The organism is Streptomyces sp. B21-083 (assembly GCF_036898825.1).
Taxonomy (GTDB): domain Bacteria; phylum Actinomycetota; class Actinomycetes; order Streptomycetales; family Streptomycetaceae; genus Streptomyces.
Window position 1 is genome coordinate 173,544 of the sequence record NZ_JARUND010000002.1, and the last position, 18,404, is coordinate 191,947.

The 18,404-nt window shown below is 69.7% G+C and carries 19 protein-coding genes; 3 read left to right on the forward strand and 16 right to left on the reverse strand.

The features are described 5' to 3' along the window. Positions 1 to 201 precede the first annotated feature (201 nt). The 4 genes from trhA to QA861_RS24870 form a co-directional block, all read right to left on the reverse strand. Positions 202 to 1,002, reverse strand: a complete 801-nt coding sequence (gene trhA, locus QA861_RS24855; RefSeq protein ID WP_443041576.1) for a PAQR family membrane homeostasis protein TrhA — start codon at positions 1,000 to 1,002, stop codon at positions 202 to 204. Positions 1,003 to 1,025: 23 nt separating this feature from the next. Continuing rightward, positions 1,026 to 1,358 carry a helix-turn-helix domain-containing protein gene (locus QA861_RS24860; protein ID WP_334590791.1) on the reverse strand — a complete coding sequence of 111 codons (333 nt, stop codon included), beginning with the start codon at positions 1,356 to 1,358 and terminating at the stop codon, positions 1,026 to 1,028. A 278-nt stretch (positions 1,359 to 1,636) separates the two neighbouring features. Further along, positions 1,637 to 2,083 carry an ATP-binding protein gene (locus QA861_RS24865; protein ID WP_334594834.1) on the reverse strand — a complete coding sequence of 149 codons (447 nt, stop codon included), beginning with the start codon at positions 2,081 to 2,083 and terminating at the stop codon, positions 1,637 to 1,639. 196 nt (positions 2,084 to 2,279) lie between these two features. After that, positions 2,280 to 3,473 (reverse strand): PP2C family protein-serine/threonine phosphatase, encoded by a 1,194-nt coding sequence (locus tag QA861_RS24870; RefSeq protein ID WP_334590792.1) that lies wholly within the window; start codon positions 3,471 to 3,473, stop codon positions 2,280 to 2,282. A 383-nt stretch (positions 3,474 to 3,856) separates the two neighbouring features. Between QA861_RS24870 and QA861_RS24875 the strand changes: the two genes are divergently transcribed. Next, positions 3,857 to 5,032, forward strand: a complete 1,176-nt coding sequence (locus tag QA861_RS24875; RefSeq protein WP_334590793.1) for a serine hydrolase domain-containing protein — start codon at positions 3,857 to 3,859, stop codon at positions 5,030 to 5,032. Positions 5,033 to 5,194: 162 nt separating this feature from the next. Here QA861_RS24875 and QA861_RS24880 read toward each other — a convergent pair whose 3' ends face one another. The 12 genes from QA861_RS24880 to QA861_RS24935 all read right to left on the reverse strand — a co-directional run bounded on the left by QA861_RS24880 (position 5,195) and on the right by QA861_RS24935 (position 14,881). After that, positions 5,195 to 5,569, reverse strand: a complete 375-nt coding sequence (locus QA861_RS24880) for a DUF1330 domain-containing protein (RefSeq protein WP_334590794.1) — start codon at positions 5,567 to 5,569, stop codon at positions 5,195 to 5,197. A gap of 231 nt (positions 5,570 to 5,800) precedes the next feature. Next, the gene (locus tag QA861_RS24885; RefSeq protein WP_334590795.1) at positions 5,801 to 5,974 is read right to left on the reverse strand and encodes a CsbD family protein; all 174 of its coding nucleotides are present in this window, start codon (positions 5,972 to 5,974) and stop codon (positions 5,801 to 5,803) included. Between the two features lie 85 nt (positions 5,975 to 6,059). Continuing rightward, positions 6,060 to 6,683 carry a hypothetical protein gene (locus tag QA861_RS24890; RefSeq protein ID WP_334590796.1) on the reverse strand — a complete coding sequence of 208 codons (624 nt, stop codon included), beginning with the start codon at positions 6,681 to 6,683 and terminating at the stop codon, positions 6,060 to 6,062. After that, a complete protein-coding gene (locus QA861_RS24895; protein ID WP_334590797.1) occupies positions 6,680 to 8,074 on the reverse strand; it encodes a hypothetical protein in 1,395 nt (464 codons plus the stop codon). The genes QA861_RS24890 and QA861_RS24895 overlap by 4 nt, the downstream gene beginning before the upstream one ends. Further along, positions 8,071 to 8,904: an ABC transporter ATP-binding protein gene (locus QA861_RS24900; RefSeq protein WP_334590798.1), complete on the reverse strand. Its 834-nt coding sequence runs from the start codon at positions 8,902 to 8,904 to the stop codon at positions 8,071 to 8,073. The genes QA861_RS24895 and QA861_RS24900 overlap by 4 nt, the downstream gene beginning before the upstream one ends. Then, positions 8,901 to 9,719: a zf-HC2 domain-containing protein gene (locus QA861_RS24905; protein ID WP_334590799.1), complete on the reverse strand. Its 819-nt coding sequence runs from the start codon at positions 9,717 to 9,719 to the stop codon at positions 8,901 to 8,903. Before QA861_RS24905 ends, QA861_RS24900 begins: the two co-directional genes overlap by 4 nt. Beyond that, the gene (locus QA861_RS24910) at positions 9,716 to 10,267 is read right to left on the reverse strand and encodes an RNA polymerase sigma factor (RefSeq protein ID WP_334590800.1); all 552 of its coding nucleotides are present in this window, start codon (positions 10,265 to 10,267) and stop codon (positions 9,716 to 9,718) included. Before QA861_RS24910 ends, QA861_RS24905 begins: the two co-directional genes overlap by 4 nt. Positions 10,268 to 10,367: 100 nt before the next feature. Next, complete coding sequence (locus tag QA861_RS24915; protein ID WP_334590801.1) at positions 10,368 to 11,591, reverse strand: beta propeller repeat protein; 1,224 nt, start codon at positions 11,589 to 11,591, stop codon at positions 10,368 to 10,370. 161 nt (positions 11,592 to 11,752) lie between these two features. Next, the gene (locus tag QA861_RS24920) at positions 11,753 to 12,370 is read right to left on the reverse strand and encodes a TOPRIM nucleotidyl transferase/hydrolase domain-containing protein (RefSeq protein ID WP_334590802.1); all 618 of its coding nucleotides are present in this window, start codon (positions 12,368 to 12,370) and stop codon (positions 11,753 to 11,755) included. A 127-nt stretch (positions 12,371 to 12,497) separates the two neighbouring features. After that, positions 12,498 to 13,364, reverse strand: a complete 867-nt coding sequence (locus QA861_RS24925; RefSeq protein WP_334590803.1) for an endonuclease/exonuclease/phosphatase family protein — start codon at positions 13,362 to 13,364, stop codon at positions 12,498 to 12,500. A 196-nt stretch (positions 13,365 to 13,560) separates the two neighbouring features. After that, positions 13,561 to 13,770, reverse strand: coding sequence for a hypothetical protein (locus tag QA861_RS47120; RefSeq protein ID WP_443041577.1), 210 nt, complete (start codon positions 13,768 to 13,770; stop codon positions 13,561 to 13,563). A 334-nt stretch (positions 13,771 to 14,104) separates the two neighbouring features. After that, positions 14,105 to 14,881 carry an NPP1 family protein gene (locus QA861_RS24935; RefSeq protein ID WP_334590804.1) on the reverse strand — a complete coding sequence of 259 codons (777 nt, stop codon included), beginning with the start codon at positions 14,879 to 14,881 and terminating at the stop codon, positions 14,105 to 14,107. A gap of 1,041 nt (positions 14,882 to 15,922) precedes the next feature. Here QA861_RS24935 and QA861_RS24940 point away from each other — a divergent pair. Together QA861_RS24940 and QA861_RS24945 are read left to right on the forward strand one after the other, a co-directional pair. Beyond that, entirely contained in the window at positions 15,923 to 16,978 is a 1,056-nt protein-coding gene (locus tag QA861_RS24940) for a LacI family DNA-binding transcriptional regulator (protein WP_334590805.1), read from the forward strand. Positions 16,979 to 17,148: 170 nt separating this feature from the next. Next, positions 17,149 to 18,393, forward strand: a complete 1,245-nt coding sequence (locus QA861_RS24945; protein WP_334590806.1) for a sugar ABC transporter substrate-binding protein — start codon at positions 17,149 to 17,151, stop codon at positions 18,391 to 18,393. Positions 18,394 to 18,404 lie beyond the last annotated feature (11 nt).

Genomic DNA, 18,404 nt, shown 5'->3' on the forward strand with positions numbered 1-18,404 from the left:
GCCCCTGGGCGGACGAGAGGCCCGCCCGCCGTCAGGCCCTTGTGCGGTCACAACGACTCCTCATCCTCGATGATGCTCGGGACCCACCCCACCCCGGATGCCCGAAAGACCTGTGCCTGACCCGGTGCCGAACAGGTCACATTCCACCACGGCCCCCGGAAGCCGCCCCGGGTGCCGCGTCTCGGCATGCCACGCACGCGCTCATGTCGCTGCCAGGAGGATGGCGGTGTAGTGCGAGGTGAAGGCCGCGATGGTCAGGGCGTGGAAGACCTCGTGGAAGCCGAACCAGGCCGGTGAGGGGTCGGGGCGCTTGAGTCCGTAGACGACGGCGCCCGCGGTGTAGAGGAGACCGCCGGCGATGACGAGCACGACGACCGCGGTGCCGCCGGCGTGCGCGAAGTCGGGCAGGTAGAAGACGGCCACCCACCCCAGGACGATGTAGCACGGGGTGTACAGCCAGCGGGGAGCCCCGATCCACAGGATGCGGAAGGCGATGCCGGCCAGGGCGCCCGCCCACACCACGGCCAGCAACACCGGTTGCCGACGCGCGGGGAGCAGGAGAACCGCCAGCGGGGTGTAGGTGCCGGCGATGATCAGGAAGATGTTCGCGTGGTCCAGGCGCCGCAGGACCGCTTCCCCGCGCGGACCCCACGTTCCGCGGTGGTAGACCGCGCTGGTGCCGAACAGCAGGCAGGACGACAGCGCGTACACCGAGCAGGCCGCCGCTGCCGCGGCCGAGCGCGATATGGCGACCAGGACGAGGCCGCCGATCAGCGAGAGCGGGAACACACCGGCGTGGAGCCAGCCGCGCATTCTCGGCTTCAGTGCGGCGGCCGCGCGCTCCGCACCGCCTCTGTGGCCGACGGCCGGCTGTCCGTCAGCTGGCAGGCGGGGTGCGCCGGGAGGCGTGTCGACCGCCCGGGAGCGCGGGGCGTCGGGCGTGGGACCGGGGCCGGACTGGGACTTCCCTCCGGGTGCCGGCTGAATGTTGTCGGCGATCATGCACTCGTGTTCTTGAAAATCGGTCAGAGACTGACCGTGTGGCGGGATGTGGCGCGGCGGTGCTCGGCGTTGATGCGCTGGGCTTCCTCCAATTGATCTTCGAGGATGATGATGCGACAGGCGGCCTCGACAGGGGTTCCCTGATCTACGAGTTCGCGGGCCCGGGCGGCGATCCGCAGCTGGTAGCGGGAGTAGCGGCGGTGCCCTCCTGAGGAGCGCAGCGGGGTGATGAGGCGGGCTTCGCCGATGGCGCGGAGGAAGCCCTGCGTGGTGCCGAGCATCTCGGCGGCCCGGCCCATGGTGTAGGCGGGGTAGTCATCGTCGTCGAGCCGGTCGTAGGAATCCTCTACTGTCACTGACACCTCTCCGTCGAACGCGTGGCGGGGCCCTGACACCGGTAGGCGCCACGGCCCGAGAAAACCGCTTCACCGCCGGGCACTACAACCGCGCTACCGCCGCCCGGCAGCTCGTGTCTGCGAGTACCCTCTGCCCCTCCGGCGGACAGGAGAAACCTTAACTAGGCCACCATCCGATGTCTAATCTTGTCACCATAGATTTCCTGTGTGGGCGACTGAATAATCATCGGTGTTCGCCACCGCCTCGCACCCTCGAGCCGAGCCCGCCCTCCAGTGCCCTAGGACGGCGACAGGGGGATGCGGGCCGTGATGCGCTTGCCGACCGGCTCCTGCTCGATGAAGAGCGACTCGGCGACGGCCTTGACGATCTCCAGGCCGTGCTGGCCGACCCTGCCGGGGTCGGTGGACCGGGCCGCGGGAACCGTGGGCTCGCTGTCCCACACGACGACGTCCACGGCGCGCGCGTTGACGCGCAGCTCCAGGAGGACGGGGCCGGGGGCGTACTTGCGGGCGTTGGTCACCAGCTCGCTCACCACCAACTGGACGAGGTCCCGCGCGCGTGCGGGCACGGACAGCTGATGGTCGGCGTGGGCCTGGTCGAGGAAGGCGACGGCATGGTGACGGGCGTCGGCGATACAGCCGTCGTCCCCGCCCAGGGCGTAGCCGGCACGCATCAGGTACACATTCGGCGTCGTACAGCCGTCACCGTCGGCATGGGATTCCACCTGTTCGCCCTCACTCCCCCCGTTCACGTGCGCCGGTACCCGCACCTGCGCCATACATGCCACCACACGTGTCCCCGATGCGCAGGCCCACCCCCCAGGACGAGCGGGAGCGGGTCGCCGCGCGCCGTATCGGGAGGAAGGGTGACTGTCGTCCGACACGGGCTGATGGAGATGACGTCTAGCGGGCCGTCGTGGGTCATCGCTGCCGGTCGGGTCTCTTTTCGGCAGGTCGGCGTCGGTTGCCGTGCCAGTCCAGTATCAGGACCGTGGCGTCGTCCTGGAGGCTGCCGTGGCAGACCTTGAGGACTGCGGCCGTCAGGCTCCGGACAGCTTCTCGCGGGTGCAGCGCGCGGGTGTCCAGAATGACCGAGGCCAGGTCGACGGCAGCCGCACCGCGTTCCTGCATTCCGTCGGTGAGCAGGATCAGACGGTCTCCGGGGAGCAGTTGGAGTTCCTGCAGGCGGTAGGTGGTCGGGGCCGTCACGCCGAAGGGCAGATTGACGGCGAGCTCGACCTCTTCGACGATGCCGTCCCGCAGCCTCAGCGGCCGAGGATGGCCGGCGTTGACCAGTTCGCACAGGCCTGTTTCGAGGTCCACGCACAGCAACTGCCCGGTGGCCAGACCGTGGTTGTGGCTGAGCAGGGCCTCGTGGGCGTGGCGGGCCTGCTTGAGTGCGTCGCATCCGCTGCGGCGCGCCTGGCGCAGTGCCCCGACCAGCAGGGTGGCCAGCAGCGCGGAGTCCGTGTCGTGCCCCATGGCGTCGGTGATGGACAGGTGGAGGGTGCCGTGGTCGAGGGTGTAGTCGTAGGTGTCGCCGCCGATGTCGTCGGCCGGGACCAGTCCGGCGGCGAGGGTGAACTGGTCGGCCTCGCAACAGGAGGACGAGGGAAGCAGTTGATGCTGGATCTCCGCCGCCAGGCTGGTCACGGTGGTCCGCCGGCCCAGGTGGTACAGGTCGGTGAACCGGCGGTCCGTGACGATGATGTACGCCAGCGCGTGTGCCGCCTCGCGGACCTGCCGCCGCACGGTGTCGTCGGCGGTCTGCAGGGTCACCTCCAGGACGCCGATGCAGTCGCCACGGTTGGTGACCGGCGTGATGACGCGTTCTCCGCCCTCGTCGTCCGGTTCCACATGCTGGCGCTGGCTCTGCAGAACACCGTCGTAGACGCTGCCTTGCAGGTCGATCGGCTCGGCGTTGTCGGCCGCCTCGCTGTCGGTCGCGGCGAGGCGTACCAGCCGCTGGCCGATCAGGTCGACGAACAGGAAGGACACCTGCTCGGCACCGAACCGCTTCCGCAGGTCGTGTGCCACCACATCGACGGACTCACTGGGCGGCGCCGCTTCCGCAGCGGCCAGCAACTCGCCCAGTTCCAGATCTCCACCCTCCACGACAACCTCCTATCGGCTGCCGCAACTTCTTCCCCAACTATGCGCATCCTCACCTGACCCGGCGATTTTGCCTGGCCAGAGGCGGGCCCTCGGCGTGGACGCCGTCATCGGCACGAGGTGGTCACTACGCGCAGGGGGCTTCCGCGACGGCCCGGAGCGGATTCGCGCGGCGAGTGACCGCAGGCTCAGGAGACGGGGCCGGTGGGCGGCCAGAGCCCTGTCGAATCCGGGTACGCGCTCGTCCTCTCGCGGAGGACATCGTCCCCGCCCCGGGGCGAACGACCCACTCGGCCGTATGCAGCAGCGGCCCGGGCGGCCGGATGCCGTGCGGCCGATGCTGGGCGTGCCGTGCTCCGCCCTCCCAGCCCGCCCGAGGAGTTCCTGTGCCGCTGCCCTCTCTCCCCCGCCTGCGTCTGCCGGTCGGCGCCGCGCTGGCCTGCGCCTGTCTCGCAGCCCTGGTGTACGCGCCTGCCGAGGCCGACACGTCAGGCTCCACCACGGACCGCGCACTGCGGAGTCAGCTCGAAGAACTGGTGCACGCTCCAGGTGGCCCGCCGGGCGTCATCACCGTGCTCCAGCGAGGGAACTCACGCCGGGTCATCCGGGCCGGAGTCGCCGACCTCGACACCGGCAGGCCGATCGAACCGACCGACCACATGCGTATCGCCAGTACGGCGAAGGCGTTCAGCGGCGCCGTGGCACTACGGCTCGTGGACCGGGGCGCGCTCCGGCTCGAAGACACCATCGGCCGACGGCTGCCCGCATTGCCCCGGGCCTGGCACGCGGTGACTCTGCGCCAGCTTCTGACCCACACCAGCGGCCTGCCCGACTTCAGCCGGAGTGAGGAGTTCCTCAGCATCCTCAGGGCCGATCCGCACCATCACTTCGACTCCCGGCGGCTGCTCGACTTCGTGGCCGGCGAGCCACTGCTGTTCCCTCCCGGTTCGCGGTACCAGTACTCCAACTCCGACAACATCGCCGTGGCCCTGATGGCCGAGGCGGCGACCGGGAAACGCTACGAGGAGCTGCTGCGGTGGTTGGTCTACCGTCCGCTCGGGCTGCGCGACACGAGCCTTCCGCAGGGTTTCGAGATGCCGGAACCGTACATGCACGGCTACGACGTCCCGGTCCAGCCGCCGGCCGCGCCGGAGGACGTCAGTGAGCTGATCGGCGCCTCCGGGGTGTGGGCGTCGGGCGGCGTCATCTCCACTCCGAGGGACATGACCAGGTTCATCCGCGGTTACGCGGGCGGCGCGCTGATCTCCCGGGCGACCCTGCGCGAGCAGCGGCGCTGGGTCGACGGCGCCTCCGAACCGGCGGGCCCGGGTACGAACGAGGCAGGGGCGGCGATCTTCCGCTACACCACGAGATGCGGAGTGGTGCTCGGCCACACCGGGAACACACCCGGGTACACCCAGCTGATCGCCGCGACACCGGACGGAGAACGGTCGCTGACGTTCTCGCTCACCACCCAGGTGAACGAGGCGACGAAGCCACAACTGCTGGAGCGGCTGCGCGAGATCGAGGAGAACTTCGTGTGCGCACTGCTCCGGCACTGACACCGGCCGAGCCCTCCCGGTCGCCCGTCGACCGTACGCACGGTGCCGCCCACCGACCCCTGCGACACCAGGAGACCGTGTCCCCGGCAAGCGACACACCAGGGACAGGTCGTCGCCGTCAGATGGCCGACCGAAGCAGCCGACGTCCAGGACGCGCGCGGGTCACCCGGCGTCCAGGGCCTCCCGCAGCGCCTTCGCGGAGGTGGCCGGGTCATAGCCCTCGGGAACACCTTCGACAAGGATGATGTCGCCCTGGATGTGCCGCGAGCGCAACGGGGCGATGTCCTGGTACGCGGGCGAGTCCCACCAGGCCCGCGCCTCGACGATGCCGGGGAAGCCGATCATCACGACGCTTCCGGGCCAGCTGCCCTCTTTCACCTCGTGCTGCGTGACGTGCACGAGGAAGCGGCCGCCGTACGGCTCGAAGGTGGCGGGGATACGTTCCATGTACTCGGCGATCTCCGGGTGTGGGGCTTGGCGTAGGCGGGCACGATGTCCTTCCGGCAGACCGAACTCTCCAGGTCGAAAGCATGGCATGGACCCGCCGAACTGGGGAGGCGGGCGGGCTCTGCGGGACCTCGGGCGAACGCTCACGGATCGTCAGGTCCGGGGCGGAAGGAGAGGCCCCAGTGGGACGAGGTCGAGATGGAGGTCCTCCAGCACGTAGCCGTGCTGGGCGCACAGCTCGGTGTCGCCGAAGAGGGGCCGACGTAGACGTCGGCCCCTCTCAACAGCTACAGCACCTCTGAAGATCTCCGCGGCTGGGAATCAGTGCTTCAGCGTGTCCTTGGCCTTCTGAACGGTCTGCTTCGCGTCGCCAGCCATCTGCTCGCGGGCGCCCTTCGCCGCCAGGCTTTCGTTGCCGACAGCCTCACCGGTGGTTTCCTTCATCCTGCCCTTGGTCTTCTTGGCCACGTTCCTGACCTTCTTGCCTGCCGCCATCACTTTCACCTCCCACACCACTGAGCTTCTCTGCCCCGTACCCACGGCTGGGCCACTCAAGCGGACTATCTTCCCAAAAGGGGAATTACTCACCTGTCGGGCGCCTGAAGGAAGCGGACCGAGGGAAGCGCACCGAAGCGTTCGGTCCCGCCACGGCGTAGGACACGGTGCCGGTGATCGCGAGGACCAGGGCCGTACAGGTGCCCGTTGTCGAGCCGGGTGGCAGCAGCATCCAGGTCGCCACCCGCATGGGCTCGCTCGTCGGGAGCGGGGCGAAGAACGCGAAGGAGAGCCAGGCGAAGGGCAGGGTCCATGCGTACTGGCCCCCCGAGAGCGTCGCGCCCAGAGCGGCCAGTCCCATCAGGCCCGCGCTGTCCCGGACGACGAACGAGGTGGTGGCCAGGGGCTGGCCCGATGTCCGCACTGTCAGCAACGCCGCCGCGACGACCGCGCCGGCGAGCAGCACGTGCGCCGCTCTGCGCGGCACCCAGCGGATGGAGGCCGTCCGGTCCAGCGCGAGGTCCTGCCCGCTGAGCCCGATCGAGGCCGCCATCACCCCCGTGGCCAGGACGAGGACCGGCATTCGCGGATCACCGGGCGCCTCACCTCCGTCCCGGGCGAGCGCCCATACCGCTACCGTGCTGATCACCATCACGGCGAGCGACGCGGGCACCTGCCGCGAGCGTGCGTACAGCGTCAGCCATCTCACCCGGACGCACCGCCGGACAGCACGTCGAACGGGTCGCCCTCGCAGGAGAGTGCGGCGGCGCGCATCGCGTTGATCCGCGACAGCTGCTCCGCGCGCGGAAGCGACATGAGTTCTTCCCACACCGGGCGGCCCTCGGTGTCGACCTTGCCGCGCATGCCGGCCGGTGTGCCGGCAAACGGTTTGAAGTCGCCGAGGACCCAGCCCGCCGCGACGGCCTGCGCGTACTCGTCTCCCCCGAAGCCGCTCCAGCCGACGGGGGTGCACCCAGGCACCATGCCTTTGGCGATCAGGGCCCTGGTCAGCTCGTCGCCCTTCGAGGTGGCGACGATGTCGTCGTCGAAGTCGAGGAGCAAGGTCTCGCTGGACCACTGCGGCGTGGAGCCGTTCGGCAGTAGAGCGGTGTTCTCACGGATCGCGACCGGCGCCCGGCCGCCAAGGGCACCGTGCAGCAGGCGCAGTGCCTCCTTGCCGGGGCCCGCGAGACCGGCGAGCCGGTCCTGGTGCGTCTTCGTCACGCACACCGGGCCGTCGCACACCATCTCCGCGGCGGCCTTGTCGACGACGTAGATCCGGTGCGGATCGGAAGGGAGGACGAGCAGGGCGATCACCGCGCCCGCCAGTACGGGCGTCAGGGCGGTCAGCCTGGCGCGCCAGGTCGCGGCGACGAGCAGCGCGAAGCCGGTCCCGGCCATGCCGAGCAGCCAGATCGTCTGCCCGACGTGGACGGACGCGGAGAGCGTGACGAGCACATTGCGCACCTCCTCCACCGCAGGTGACAGCAGCGACACCCGGTTCGGCTCCGTGCTGGAGATCCCCGGCCCCGTAATCGTCTCCGTCCGGCCCAAAGACATGTGCATGAGGGCCGTGAACACGAAGGCGGTCATGGCCAGCGCGGGCGGAGTGAGCACCGAGGGCAGAGCCCTCCCGGCCCCCATGCCCAGCACGGCCCCCGCCACGAGGAAAAGCGCCCCCACTATCGAGATCGGCAGCCACCCGAGGTGCGTGTACTCGGTGTTGGGGAGCACCTGGACCGCGCCCACGAGGACGAGGAGCGCGAAGGCCGAGGCCAGCGTGATCGCCGTCGTGCCCGCCGACGTGGCCGCCCGATGCCAGGCGGGCCGCGGCGTGCTTGTCAGCAGCTCGGACATCTTCGAGCGGTGGTCGCGCAGGCCCTGCAGCGCTCCGAGCCCCACGGCGACCGGCCACAAGTAGAACAGCATGCTGCGGGTCACCAGAGCCATGGACGTCCACTGAGCCGTCCACGCCGTGGTGCCCCACGACCAGTCGCCGTTCAGCAGGTACAGGAACGCCAGTGCCGTCGTCAGGACGAGAGCGCCGGCCCACGGGGCGACGGAGCGTTTCAGCTCGATGCGCAGGACACCGGTGTTCACCAGGTACCCCCTGTCCGGCCGGGGCTCTGCAGCAGCGCCGAGTAGCCGCGTTCCAGCGGGCTGTCCCCCACGTCCTTCGGGCCGCCCGCCGCCGCCAGCTCGTCCGGAGAGCCCTGGAAGACCAGGCGTCCCTCGGCGAAGAGCACCACGTCGGTGCAGGCGATGGCGACGTCCTCGACCAGATGCGTCGAGACGAGCACGCAGGTGTCCGTACCCAACTCCTTCAGCAGTTCGCGGAACCGCAGCCGCTGCGCCGGGTCCAGGCCGACCGTCGGCTCGTCCAGCAGCAGGATCGTCGGGTCGTTGACGATGGCCTGGGCGATCCCGACCCGGCGCACCATGCCGCCCGACAGGGCTTTCATCTTCTCGTCGGCGCGGTCCGCCAGCCCCACCCTCTCGACGGCCCGCTGCACCGCCCCGGGGATCTCCGCCTTCGGCACCTCCTTGAGCCACGCCATGTACTCGACGAACTCGCGCACCGTGAACCGCTTGTAGTAGCCGAACTCCTGCGGCAGGTAACCGATCCGGCGCCGCAGCGCACGGTGCCCGCCCCCGCCGCCCACGGACTCGCCGAGCATCTCGAGGGTGCCCTCGGTGGGGCGCAGCACAGTGGCCAGAGCACGGATGAGGGTGGTCTTGCCCGCCCCGTTGGGGCCGAGGAGACCGTGTACGCCGGTACCCAGCGACAGGTCCAGGCCGTCGACGGCCATCCGTTTCCCGCCGACCCTGACCTTCAGCCCGGTGGCCTGGATCTCCCAGGCGTAGGCCGTCGGCGCGATGTCGGCCGCGCTCACCGCGGACGTCATGTCATGTTCCTTTCCGATGTTCATCGATGGGCTCCCAGCACGGAGTACGCACCCCTGCGGGCGATCACGACACCGCTGCCGAGAGCGAGAATCAGCGCCCACGCGGGCAGACCGCCGGCCTGCAGGGCGAAGGTCGTACGGCTGGTGGCGAGGGTCGGCGCCACGACCACGGCGGCCCACACGGCGCCCAGTACGACGGCGGCGCGGGTCACCCCGACGACACCGCCGAACGCCAGCGTCGCCGCCGTGAACGCCAGACAGGGCAGCAGCCACTGAGCCACCATCACCCCCGTCATCCATCCGCCCACCAGCAGGGCGGGGACGACCACACCGAGCACGGAGGCGGTGCGCCGCAGCACCAGGTAGAGCCCTGCCCTGGGCACCGAGGCCGTCAGTTCGTACGCCGGGTCAAGACCGCGCGACCAGGACGCCGCGACACCGAGCACGGGCAGAACCGGTGCGAACAGCAGCACCAGCGACACGTCCCCGGTACCGGTGCCGACCCTGTCGAGCAGCAGGGCCAGCAGTGTCACGGCCACGACCATGGCCAGCCACGGCACCATGGTGGGCGTCATCCACCTCGCCAGCCGTGCCGACCAGTGCCGTCCGCGCGGCATCGTGGGAGTGACCGCCAACCGGTGCTCCAGGTCTGACCACACGGTGTCGACCAGCGACGCCACGGCGGGCACCTCGGCATCGACAGCGGCCGACAGCCGGTCACGGCACACCCGGCACGTTTCCAGATGCGCCTCCACGGCCCACACCTCGTCGGCGGCGAGGTCCGTGCCGCCACGCGCGTAACCCTCGATGATCCGCATCGACGCATGTTCCCCACTCACGCCAGTGCCCTCCGCATCGCGATCCGGGCCCGGCGCGCACGGGTCTTGACCGTGCCCTCGGGCAGCCCGAGCAGGACCGCGGTCTCGCGGACGGACAGCCCGTCGAGCACCATGGCCTGCAATATCTGTCTCAACTCCGGTGCCAGGCATCGCAGCGCGTCCCCGACATCACCGCCGACGGCTCCCGCGAGCGCCTCCTCCTCGGCGGCGGGCGCCGCGTCGGGGACGGCGGCGGCCCGCGGTGGCTCCGCGTGGTGGGCTCGTCGCCGGAACGCGTCGACCAGACGGCGCGCCGCGATCGTCCACAGCCAACCGGTGGCCGTCCCTCCGACGGCGGCCCCGGCGAACGCATCCGCCGCACGCCACACCGCCAGATACGTCTCCTGCATGACCTCCGCGACGATCTGCTCGTCCCCGCACCGGCGGCGCAACCGCACCGCCATCCACGGCGACGTACGCCGGTACAACTCCTCGAACGCGGCACGGTCGCCCTTCGCCACCAGCCGGACGAGACGCTCCTCGTCCAACTGGTGCGGCGCTGCCCTCATTGATCTCACGCCCGCTAGACGCCCGGGCCGGGCGACAGGTTTTCCTCCCAACGTGATCTCCGTCACACAGACGGGGCCCCGTGGGCTCTCTCCACCGCCACTACCCGCGCTGCCCGTAACGCCGCCACTCGCGTCCGTTGTCGCGAGAGATCCACAGCCCTTCGCCCTTCACCAGGTCGTACGTCGACGTCGTCGCGTCGGCGATGCCGTAGAGGGTGGTGCCGCCGACGGTGAACGACGTGAAGTTCACCGGTGTCCTCAGTTCGCGGAAGGCGCTGTTGGTGCGGTCGGCGGCGAGCCAGTAACGGCCGCCTTCCTCGCCGACGAGCAGCCGACCGTCCGCGAGCAGTCGCAGGACCAGCGCGTCCGGGCCACGCTTCAAATCCCTCCAGGCGATTCCGCCGGCGAGGACCTTCCGCCAGTGCCTGCCACCGTCCGTCGTCACCAACAGGCCCCGCACGCCCTCGCCCTGAACGAGGGACAGCGCCGCGATGCCACCCCGCGCGGCAAGGACACCTCCCAGGTAAGGCCTGGGGACGGCCGTGGAGCCGACAGTGCGACCGTCGCGCTGCCATACGACGCGATTCGGGTCGTCGGTCAACGGCTGGTCCAGGCTCCAGACCGTGCCCCGCTCGTCGACGGCGAGGCGGACGGCGCTGTCGGGTACACCGGCCGGGGGCGCCACGGTGCGCGTGGCGGGGCGGTAGATGAGCGTCGGCTCCGGTTCGGCGAGCAGAACATCGCCGGGGCGGGCGTGCAGCGGGGTCCCGGTGATGACTGCCTTGTGCCGCCTGCCACGTACGTCGAGACTCCACGCTCCCTCCGCCCCGTCCGCCTGCGGCACCCGCACGAAGCCCCCGCCCGCTCCCTTGAACGCGGGCGGCGCCGCCTCCGCGTCCCCGTGCTCCGCGTGTTCGGCGACCGTGCGGCCGTCGGGGCCGACGATGCGCCAGGCGGTGGCGGCCGGCCCCTCGTCGTCCTCGACGTTGCCGGCCTCGTACGCCAGAAGCAGCGAGCCGTCGTCCGCGCGGCTCACACCGAGAGGCGCGCCGGCCATCTCGATCACCTCGGCGGGGCGCGGGTGAGGATCTTCGATGACGCGCTTGTACTTCGCCTCCCGGTCCTCGGGCTTTCCCCCGCCGGAGCCACCGTGACCGCAGGCGGTCAGCGCCAACGCCGCACTCGCCAAGAGCCCGACGGTCCGTCTGCCGCGTTTCCTCAGCCACACCATGGCCGCATCCTCACACGCGGCGACGGCCTTCTTGGCGAGAGCAGAGGAGGAGAGGGGAGAGGAGGAGAGGAGGAGAGTCTGATCATCGGACACGGCCGGTCCGAGCACGAGCGCGCCATGCATGCCCTGCCCGACGGCCCCGCGCAGGCGTTCTGTTCACCGACGGCAGCGCCAGACCGCGGGCGAGCACGGTACATCGGCCGTCGTCTACGACCGAGTCCGCCGAGTCCGCGGGACGGACAAGCCTGCTCGGTTCAGAGCGCGGCGAAGAGGTCGTCCAACGGGGCGGGCACCTGGTCGGGGCCGAGGGCTTCGACCAGAAGGCGGCCGTAGCGGATCTTGCGGCCCTTCTTCGTGCCGATGAAGCGCCGCAGTTGCTGGTGTCGCGGCCGGCCTTGTTGGGCGGGCTGCTGCAAGAAGGTCTGCCAAGGCCGCAGTTCGTCCTCTGCCTGGACGATTTCCTCCACCCGCGCCGGGCCCAGCGCCCGGATGAGTTCGTCCTCCAGGTCCGCCGCGCAGACGAAGACGTTCGGGTGCGGGGCCGACGCCGAACCTATCCCTCGGTCGAAGAAGGGCTTCTCGCGCTCGTCGCACAGACCGACCAGGCGCAGGCCCAGACCGGCCGGACCGAGGAGCGCCGCGTAGCGGCCGACGCTCATCGCCCCGCCCATCGACATCACGCACACCCCCTCGGCCGCCAAGGCCCGGCTCCGTCCCGTGGCCAGCGCCTCGACGGCCGCGAGGTCGCTCAGCCCCTCCAGCAGCACCGCCGTACGCACCCCGAGCCGCTCCGCCAGCTCTTTCGCCGGACCGCCGGAGCCACCCCGCGCCCAGCCCGCGACCTCGTCCCGGAACACACCCATGTCGCCCATGCCGGGGAGTCTGCTACCTCCGCCGATGGCTGCGCACGTGATATTCCGCTGCTCGACCGCGCGCAACCACGTTGTACGGGCGAACACCGCCCAATGCGCTTCCTCCGGCCGGAGGCCTTGGAGCGCTTCAGGTCAGGTCCAGATCGCTGTACACCAGATGGTGGTCCGAGTACGCAGTGGGTTGCACCCGTTGCCTGAGCGGGGCGATGCCTCGCAGGAAGATGTAGTCGAACTTGCTGTTCCAGTCGGTGGTCGGTTCGCAGGTGGCAGCGGGCGAGGGGTGACACTTGGGGTCAGCGTCCACTGCCAGCGCCCACATCCGGGTGAGTTCGGGAGCGTCCGCCACCGCGTTGAAGTCGCCGAGAACGATCGCACGCTTGTGCCGGGCAACCTCTGCGGCAAGTACCCGCGTCTGGCCCGCCCGGACCGCTTCCTGGCGTCGTTGCGCGAGGTGCGTGTCGAAGACCCGGACGCGCTGGCCGCCCACCATGGTGGTGACGGCCAGGTAGCCACGGTCCTCGGATCCTCCGTCGGGATATTCGACTTTGACGCGATCGGTCATCGGTGCCGCGGAGAGGATCGCCTGACCGAAGCCTCCCGGATTCCACGGCACTCCCCTGCAGCGGCCCCAACTCTTGAGAACCGAGCCGTACTCGACGTGGTAGACGAGCCCGTGCAGATTCTCCAGATACTCCCGGATCCCCTCGACGTCACGCACGCACGCCTCCTGCAGACCGATGACCTGGGGCGCGTACCTGGCGATCTCCGCTGCCCGGTCGACGTTGCTTTCCTTGCAGGGGTTGCAGATGTTCCACGTCATGACCCGGTTCGGTACCACGTCCCTGACGGCTTCGACGGGCAGTGACCTTCCGGGGCGTTCATCGCCCGGTGCTCTGGACCCGACGAGCACCACGCAGCCCACGATCAGTACGCCCGTGAACAACCGCGCGCCCCTTCCGAGCATCATCGTCTCCTCAATGTGGATGCACGGCATCCGCCGTCTCCCCGCACGAGATTAGGCGACGAGATTGTGAACGACTTGCCGTCACACCCCTCACGGCCACCGATCTCCGTACGGTGCAAGCTCGTTGCACCTGCTCAGGGGCGCTGGCGGGCCGTGGATCCGCGCGCCGTATGTGCCGGTGAATGTCGCCAAACCGACTGAGGTTCGGCGGCCCGCACGGCGACTATTACAACGACATCGGCAGCGTCGCCGCCGGCGCCCGCGCCACCACCCTCGCTTTGCGCTCCGGCTCCCGGGTCGACCAGATGAGCGTGACCCTGGAGAACGGGACCACACTCGCCCACGGCGGAACGGGCGGCACCGCGTCCTCATTGACGCTGGCCGGCGGCGAGTACGCGACGGCGTACCTGTGCCAGGGCGTCAAGGACCTAGCCACACACGGATCTTCTACGGGTGGCAGATCGCCGGATTCCACGGGCGCGCCGGTGACGAGGTCGAGACGATCGGCTTCGTCTCACCCAGCGCTGAGCGGCCGACGCGGGCGTGGGCTGTGCGCACAGTTTCCGATGACGGACGAGACGATTCGCGCGCACATGGCCACGCCTTGCTTGTCCACCGGTTCACCGAACGGCGTTCGGGACATCCGGCTCTTGTCCGGCCCGGATTCCGCAGAGACTCAGCGGAACCGGACCGAGACCGGGAACCGGGAACCGGGGAATGGATCGGTCTCCCCTCTGTTCCACAGGGCGATCCATCCCCAGGTGTCTCGGTCAGGCGTAAGGGTCGAACGTGATGTCGCTCGGCTTGGCCTTGTTGAGGTGGTCGGCGAACTTGGAGTCCTGCAGTGGGAAGTTCGCGCTTCCCCAGTCGGAGGCGTTCAGGGTGTCGCGCAGGTTGGACGCCAGGTTGTCCCAGGTGAGCAGGTTCTCCTGGTGCCAGGCGCCGGTGTCGTTCTCCGCGGTCTCGCCCCACTCGGCGAAGCGGAAGGCGTGGGTGCTCGCGCCGTCCTTGTGGTAGACGATCTCGACGCGCTGGCTGCTCATCGGCACGTCGGCGATCGGGTGGGTGCTGAAGCCACCGTGCCGGGAGGCCGACAGGTAGGACGGCGTGTCCGCGCCCTGCCGGGCCCAGACGACGACGCACTCCCAGTCGTGCCGGTGCCCTATGCCCGGCGATGCCTCGTCCTTCTCGAAGTAGCTGGCGTAGATGATTCCGCACCAGCCGTTGTTGCACTTGGCCCGCGAGTAGGTGTTGGCGTGCCCGAGGTGGTTGTCGCGGCACTCGCCGGTGATCGGGCCGGTCGGCTTGAGACCGCCGTTGAGGTTGCCGTCCGGGTCGATGGCGGCGGCCGGGTAGCAGCTGTCCGTGTCGTAGTCGTACAGGGGCTCGAAGTATTTCTGGAAGGTGGTCGCGTTCTCGGGCAGGTTCTGCAGGACACCTGCGGAGGCGCTGAAGGGCAGGGCGACGGTCAGGACGACAGCGCTGCCGGCGACGGCGGCAACTCTGGCGATGCGGAAGGTTCTTCCACTGCGGGCGGCTCGGGGCAAGGGGTGCTCCAGTCTCGGGTCCGTTCATCCCGGACATGACATCCGGGTCGGGAAGGAGACTGGCAGGCCGAGCGATCATTGGAAGGGCTTTCTACCAAACACACAGCGGCTCTTGACCCAACTCATCGGCACGGGCGAAGGCGCGGATCCCCCTGTGAGACAGGGGTGTCTCGCCAAGGCGACTTTGTCCGGCCGGCCGGTCGGCCAGGCGGCGCCCGACCGACTTGACACCTCAAACACCGGGCTACGAGCCCGCTCGTTCGCTCAGCGCCGATGCCGTGCCAGGCCGGGCTGGGCTGGGCCGAGCCGCGCTGGGCCAGGCCGAGCCGGGCCAGGCCGAGCCGGGCCAGGCCAGGCCGAGCCGGGCCAGGCCAGGCCGAGCCGGGCCAGGCCAGGCCGAGCCGGGCCAGGCCCTGACATGAATGCCCATACCGGTTTTCACGCGGTGCCTTCCCCGGCGGCCCACCCCGCCGCCGACCCCAGCCTCACGGCGGCCCGGGCTCAACGGGGCAGCAGTGAAAAGCCGGATGGTCCCGACGATCGGGTCCGAACGCCCAGTCGCACATGGACCCCTCCCCTCCCCCTCCACCTCTGCACCGGGCCGCGCCGACACCCCGGCAACTTCCCCCACGGGCAACCCGGCTCGCCTCGACCCTCCATACCTTCCATACCCTCAGGTTCGTCCAGTTTCGTCGAACCGGTTCGACGAAGTTAGCAGCGCGGAAACCGGCCAGCAATCCCCCGACAGCCGCCCCCTGCACCACCTACGGCCGGGCCGCCTCGCAGGGGCAGGGTGTTCCCGCCCGCCGAAGACCCCGTCCGACCCGACCTCGATCAGGCACACACCCAGGTATATGAGGCACCATGACTCCCACACCAACGTTTCCGGGCCGTTACGGGAAATGTGGCGCAAGGCGTTGACACTCACCCCGGTTGCTCCTACCTTCACTTCACGCGAACCGGTTCGACGATCGACTGCCTGGCCGGTTTCGCTCCTCGGAATCATCGAACCGGTTCGACCCACCTCGGCAAGGAGCCTCCGTGAACATCGGTGAGATCGCCAAGCGGGCCGGTGTCTCCCGGAGCACCGTGTCGTATGCCCTGAGCGGGAAACGGCCCGTGTCCGAGGAGACCCGGCAGAAGATCCAGCGGGTCATCGACGAGCTGGGCTACCAGCCCAACGCGAGTGCGCGGGCCCTGGCGAACGGCCGGACCAACACCATCGGTCTGGTCTTCCCGCCGGCGGGCAACCACTACACCGGCATGCAGCTGGACTTCATCGGCAGCGTCACCGAGGCCGCCGCGGCGTACGACTACGACGTGCTGCTCTCTCCGAGCGGGGTGGACAGCGACCGCTCGTTCCAGCGGCTGCTGGGCGAGCGGCGGGTCGACGGCGCGATCCTGATGGAGATCAGGCTTGAGGACGACCGGATCGACCATCTCACGGCGGTGGATTTCCCCTCCGTCGCCATCGGCCGCACCGCCCGGCCGGAGGGCAGCTGGTGGGTGGGCCTGGACCACACGGCGCTGGCGGCGGCCTGCGTGCACCACCTCGCCGATCTGGGTCACCGGCGGGTCGCCTTCGTCAACCGGCCCGAGCAACTGCTTCGGGCCGGGTACGAGTCGGCCCAGCGCGGGCTGGACGGGTTCACCAAGGCGGCGGCGGAACGTGGCCTCACCGTACGCACGTACTGCTGTGGGGACGACGCCGCCTCGGGCCTGACCTGTCTGGAACAGATCCTGCACGACGACCCCGGAACCACAGCACTGGTAACGCTCAACGAGGCCGCGCTCGGCGGCCTCTACCGGGGGCTGGCCCAGGCCGGCCGCCATGTGCCCCGCGACTTCTCCGTCACCGGAGTCGTGGCCAGCAGGTGGGCGGAGACGGTGACCCCGCAGCTCACCGCCGCTGACGTGCCGGCGGAGCAGATGGGCCGGCTCGCCGTCGATCTCCTGGTCCAGCAACTCGACCACCCCGACACACCGGCCCGCTGTCACCTGCTCGCGCCGCCGATCTCGTTGCGAGCGAGTACCGCGCCGGCCGGCATCAGGCCCACCGACCCGGCTCCGGACTCCGGCACCCCGACCCGCCCCTGACCATCCACCCCGCGCGCTCCCCTTCACCCTCCGCGCCCCCTGACGGCCGCCGAGCAACGCACTGACCGGGTTCGGCGATTCCCGGCAGCCCCGTATCACCATCACCCTCCTACGGCACGCCTGTGCCGATCCCAGGGCACACCTGTGCCAAGAGCCATGAGGAACACATCATGAACCGATCTGCCAGACGGCGTCTCACCGCCGCAGTTCTGACCGTCGTCGCCGTCACCAGCGGCGCCACAGCCTGTTCCTCCGGCTCGGGCGACACCTCCTCGAAGGCCGCGGACGGCGGCACGTACACGATCTGGGACCCGTACCCGCAGTTCGACAAGACCTCGGCGTGGGCGAAGCTCCTGGACGGCTGCGGCACGGAGGCCGGGGTGAAGATCAAGCGGACCTCGTTCGACACCAGTGACCTGACGAACAAGGTGCTGCTGGCGGCGCAGCAGGACAACTCCGCCGATGTCCTGATCGTCGACAATCCGGTGGTGTCGACGCTGGCGGAGGCGGGTGTCCTGACCACGACCGACGAGACCAAGCTGGACACCTCGAAGGTCAGCCCCAACCTCCTCGCGGCCGGCCAGTCGGGCGGGAAGACGTACGGCACGCCGATCGGCGCGAACACCCTCGCCCTGTACTACAACAAGGCGGTGCTCAAGAAGGCCGGGGTCGACATCTCCTCGGTCAAGGACTGGACATCGCTGACCGCGGCGCTCGCGAAGGTCAAGGCGGCGGGCAAGAAGGGCATCACGTTCTCCGCGATCGGAACGGAGGAGGGCAGCTTCCAGTTCCTGCCCTGGTTCTGGGGCTCGGGCGCCAAGCTGACCGCAATCGACTCCGACCAGGCCGTGTCCGCGCTGTCGCTGTGGAAGAACTGGCTGGACAAGGGTTATGCCCCCAACTCGGTGATCAACAACACCCAGACGACGAGCTGGCAGGAGTTCGCCAGCGGTGACTACGCGTTCAGCGAGAACGGCACCTGGCAGCTCGGCAACGCCGACAAGGCCGGCTTCGACTACGGCGTCATCCCCGTCCCCGCCGCCACGGGAGGCGACGCCGCCGCCCCGACGGGCGGTGAGTTCGTGACGATGCCGGTGAAGAGTGACACCGGCCGCTACGCCACCTCGCAGAAGCTCGTGTCCTGTCTGACCAACAGTCAGAACCTGCTCGAGACCGACACGACGCTGTCCTACGTGGCCCCCACCACCGAGGTGCAGGACAAGCAGGTGGCCGCGAACGCCAAGCTGAAGCCGTGGGCCGACGCGGTCAAGGCGGCCAAGGGACGCACCAGTGACGACCTGGGCACCAAGTACCCCAAGATCTCCGAGCAGTTGTGGAAGGCGATCCAGTCCGCTCTCAGCGGGTCGGCGTCTCCGAAGGACGCGCTCGGCTCGGCGCAGTCCGCCGTCAAGTAATCGACACGTGA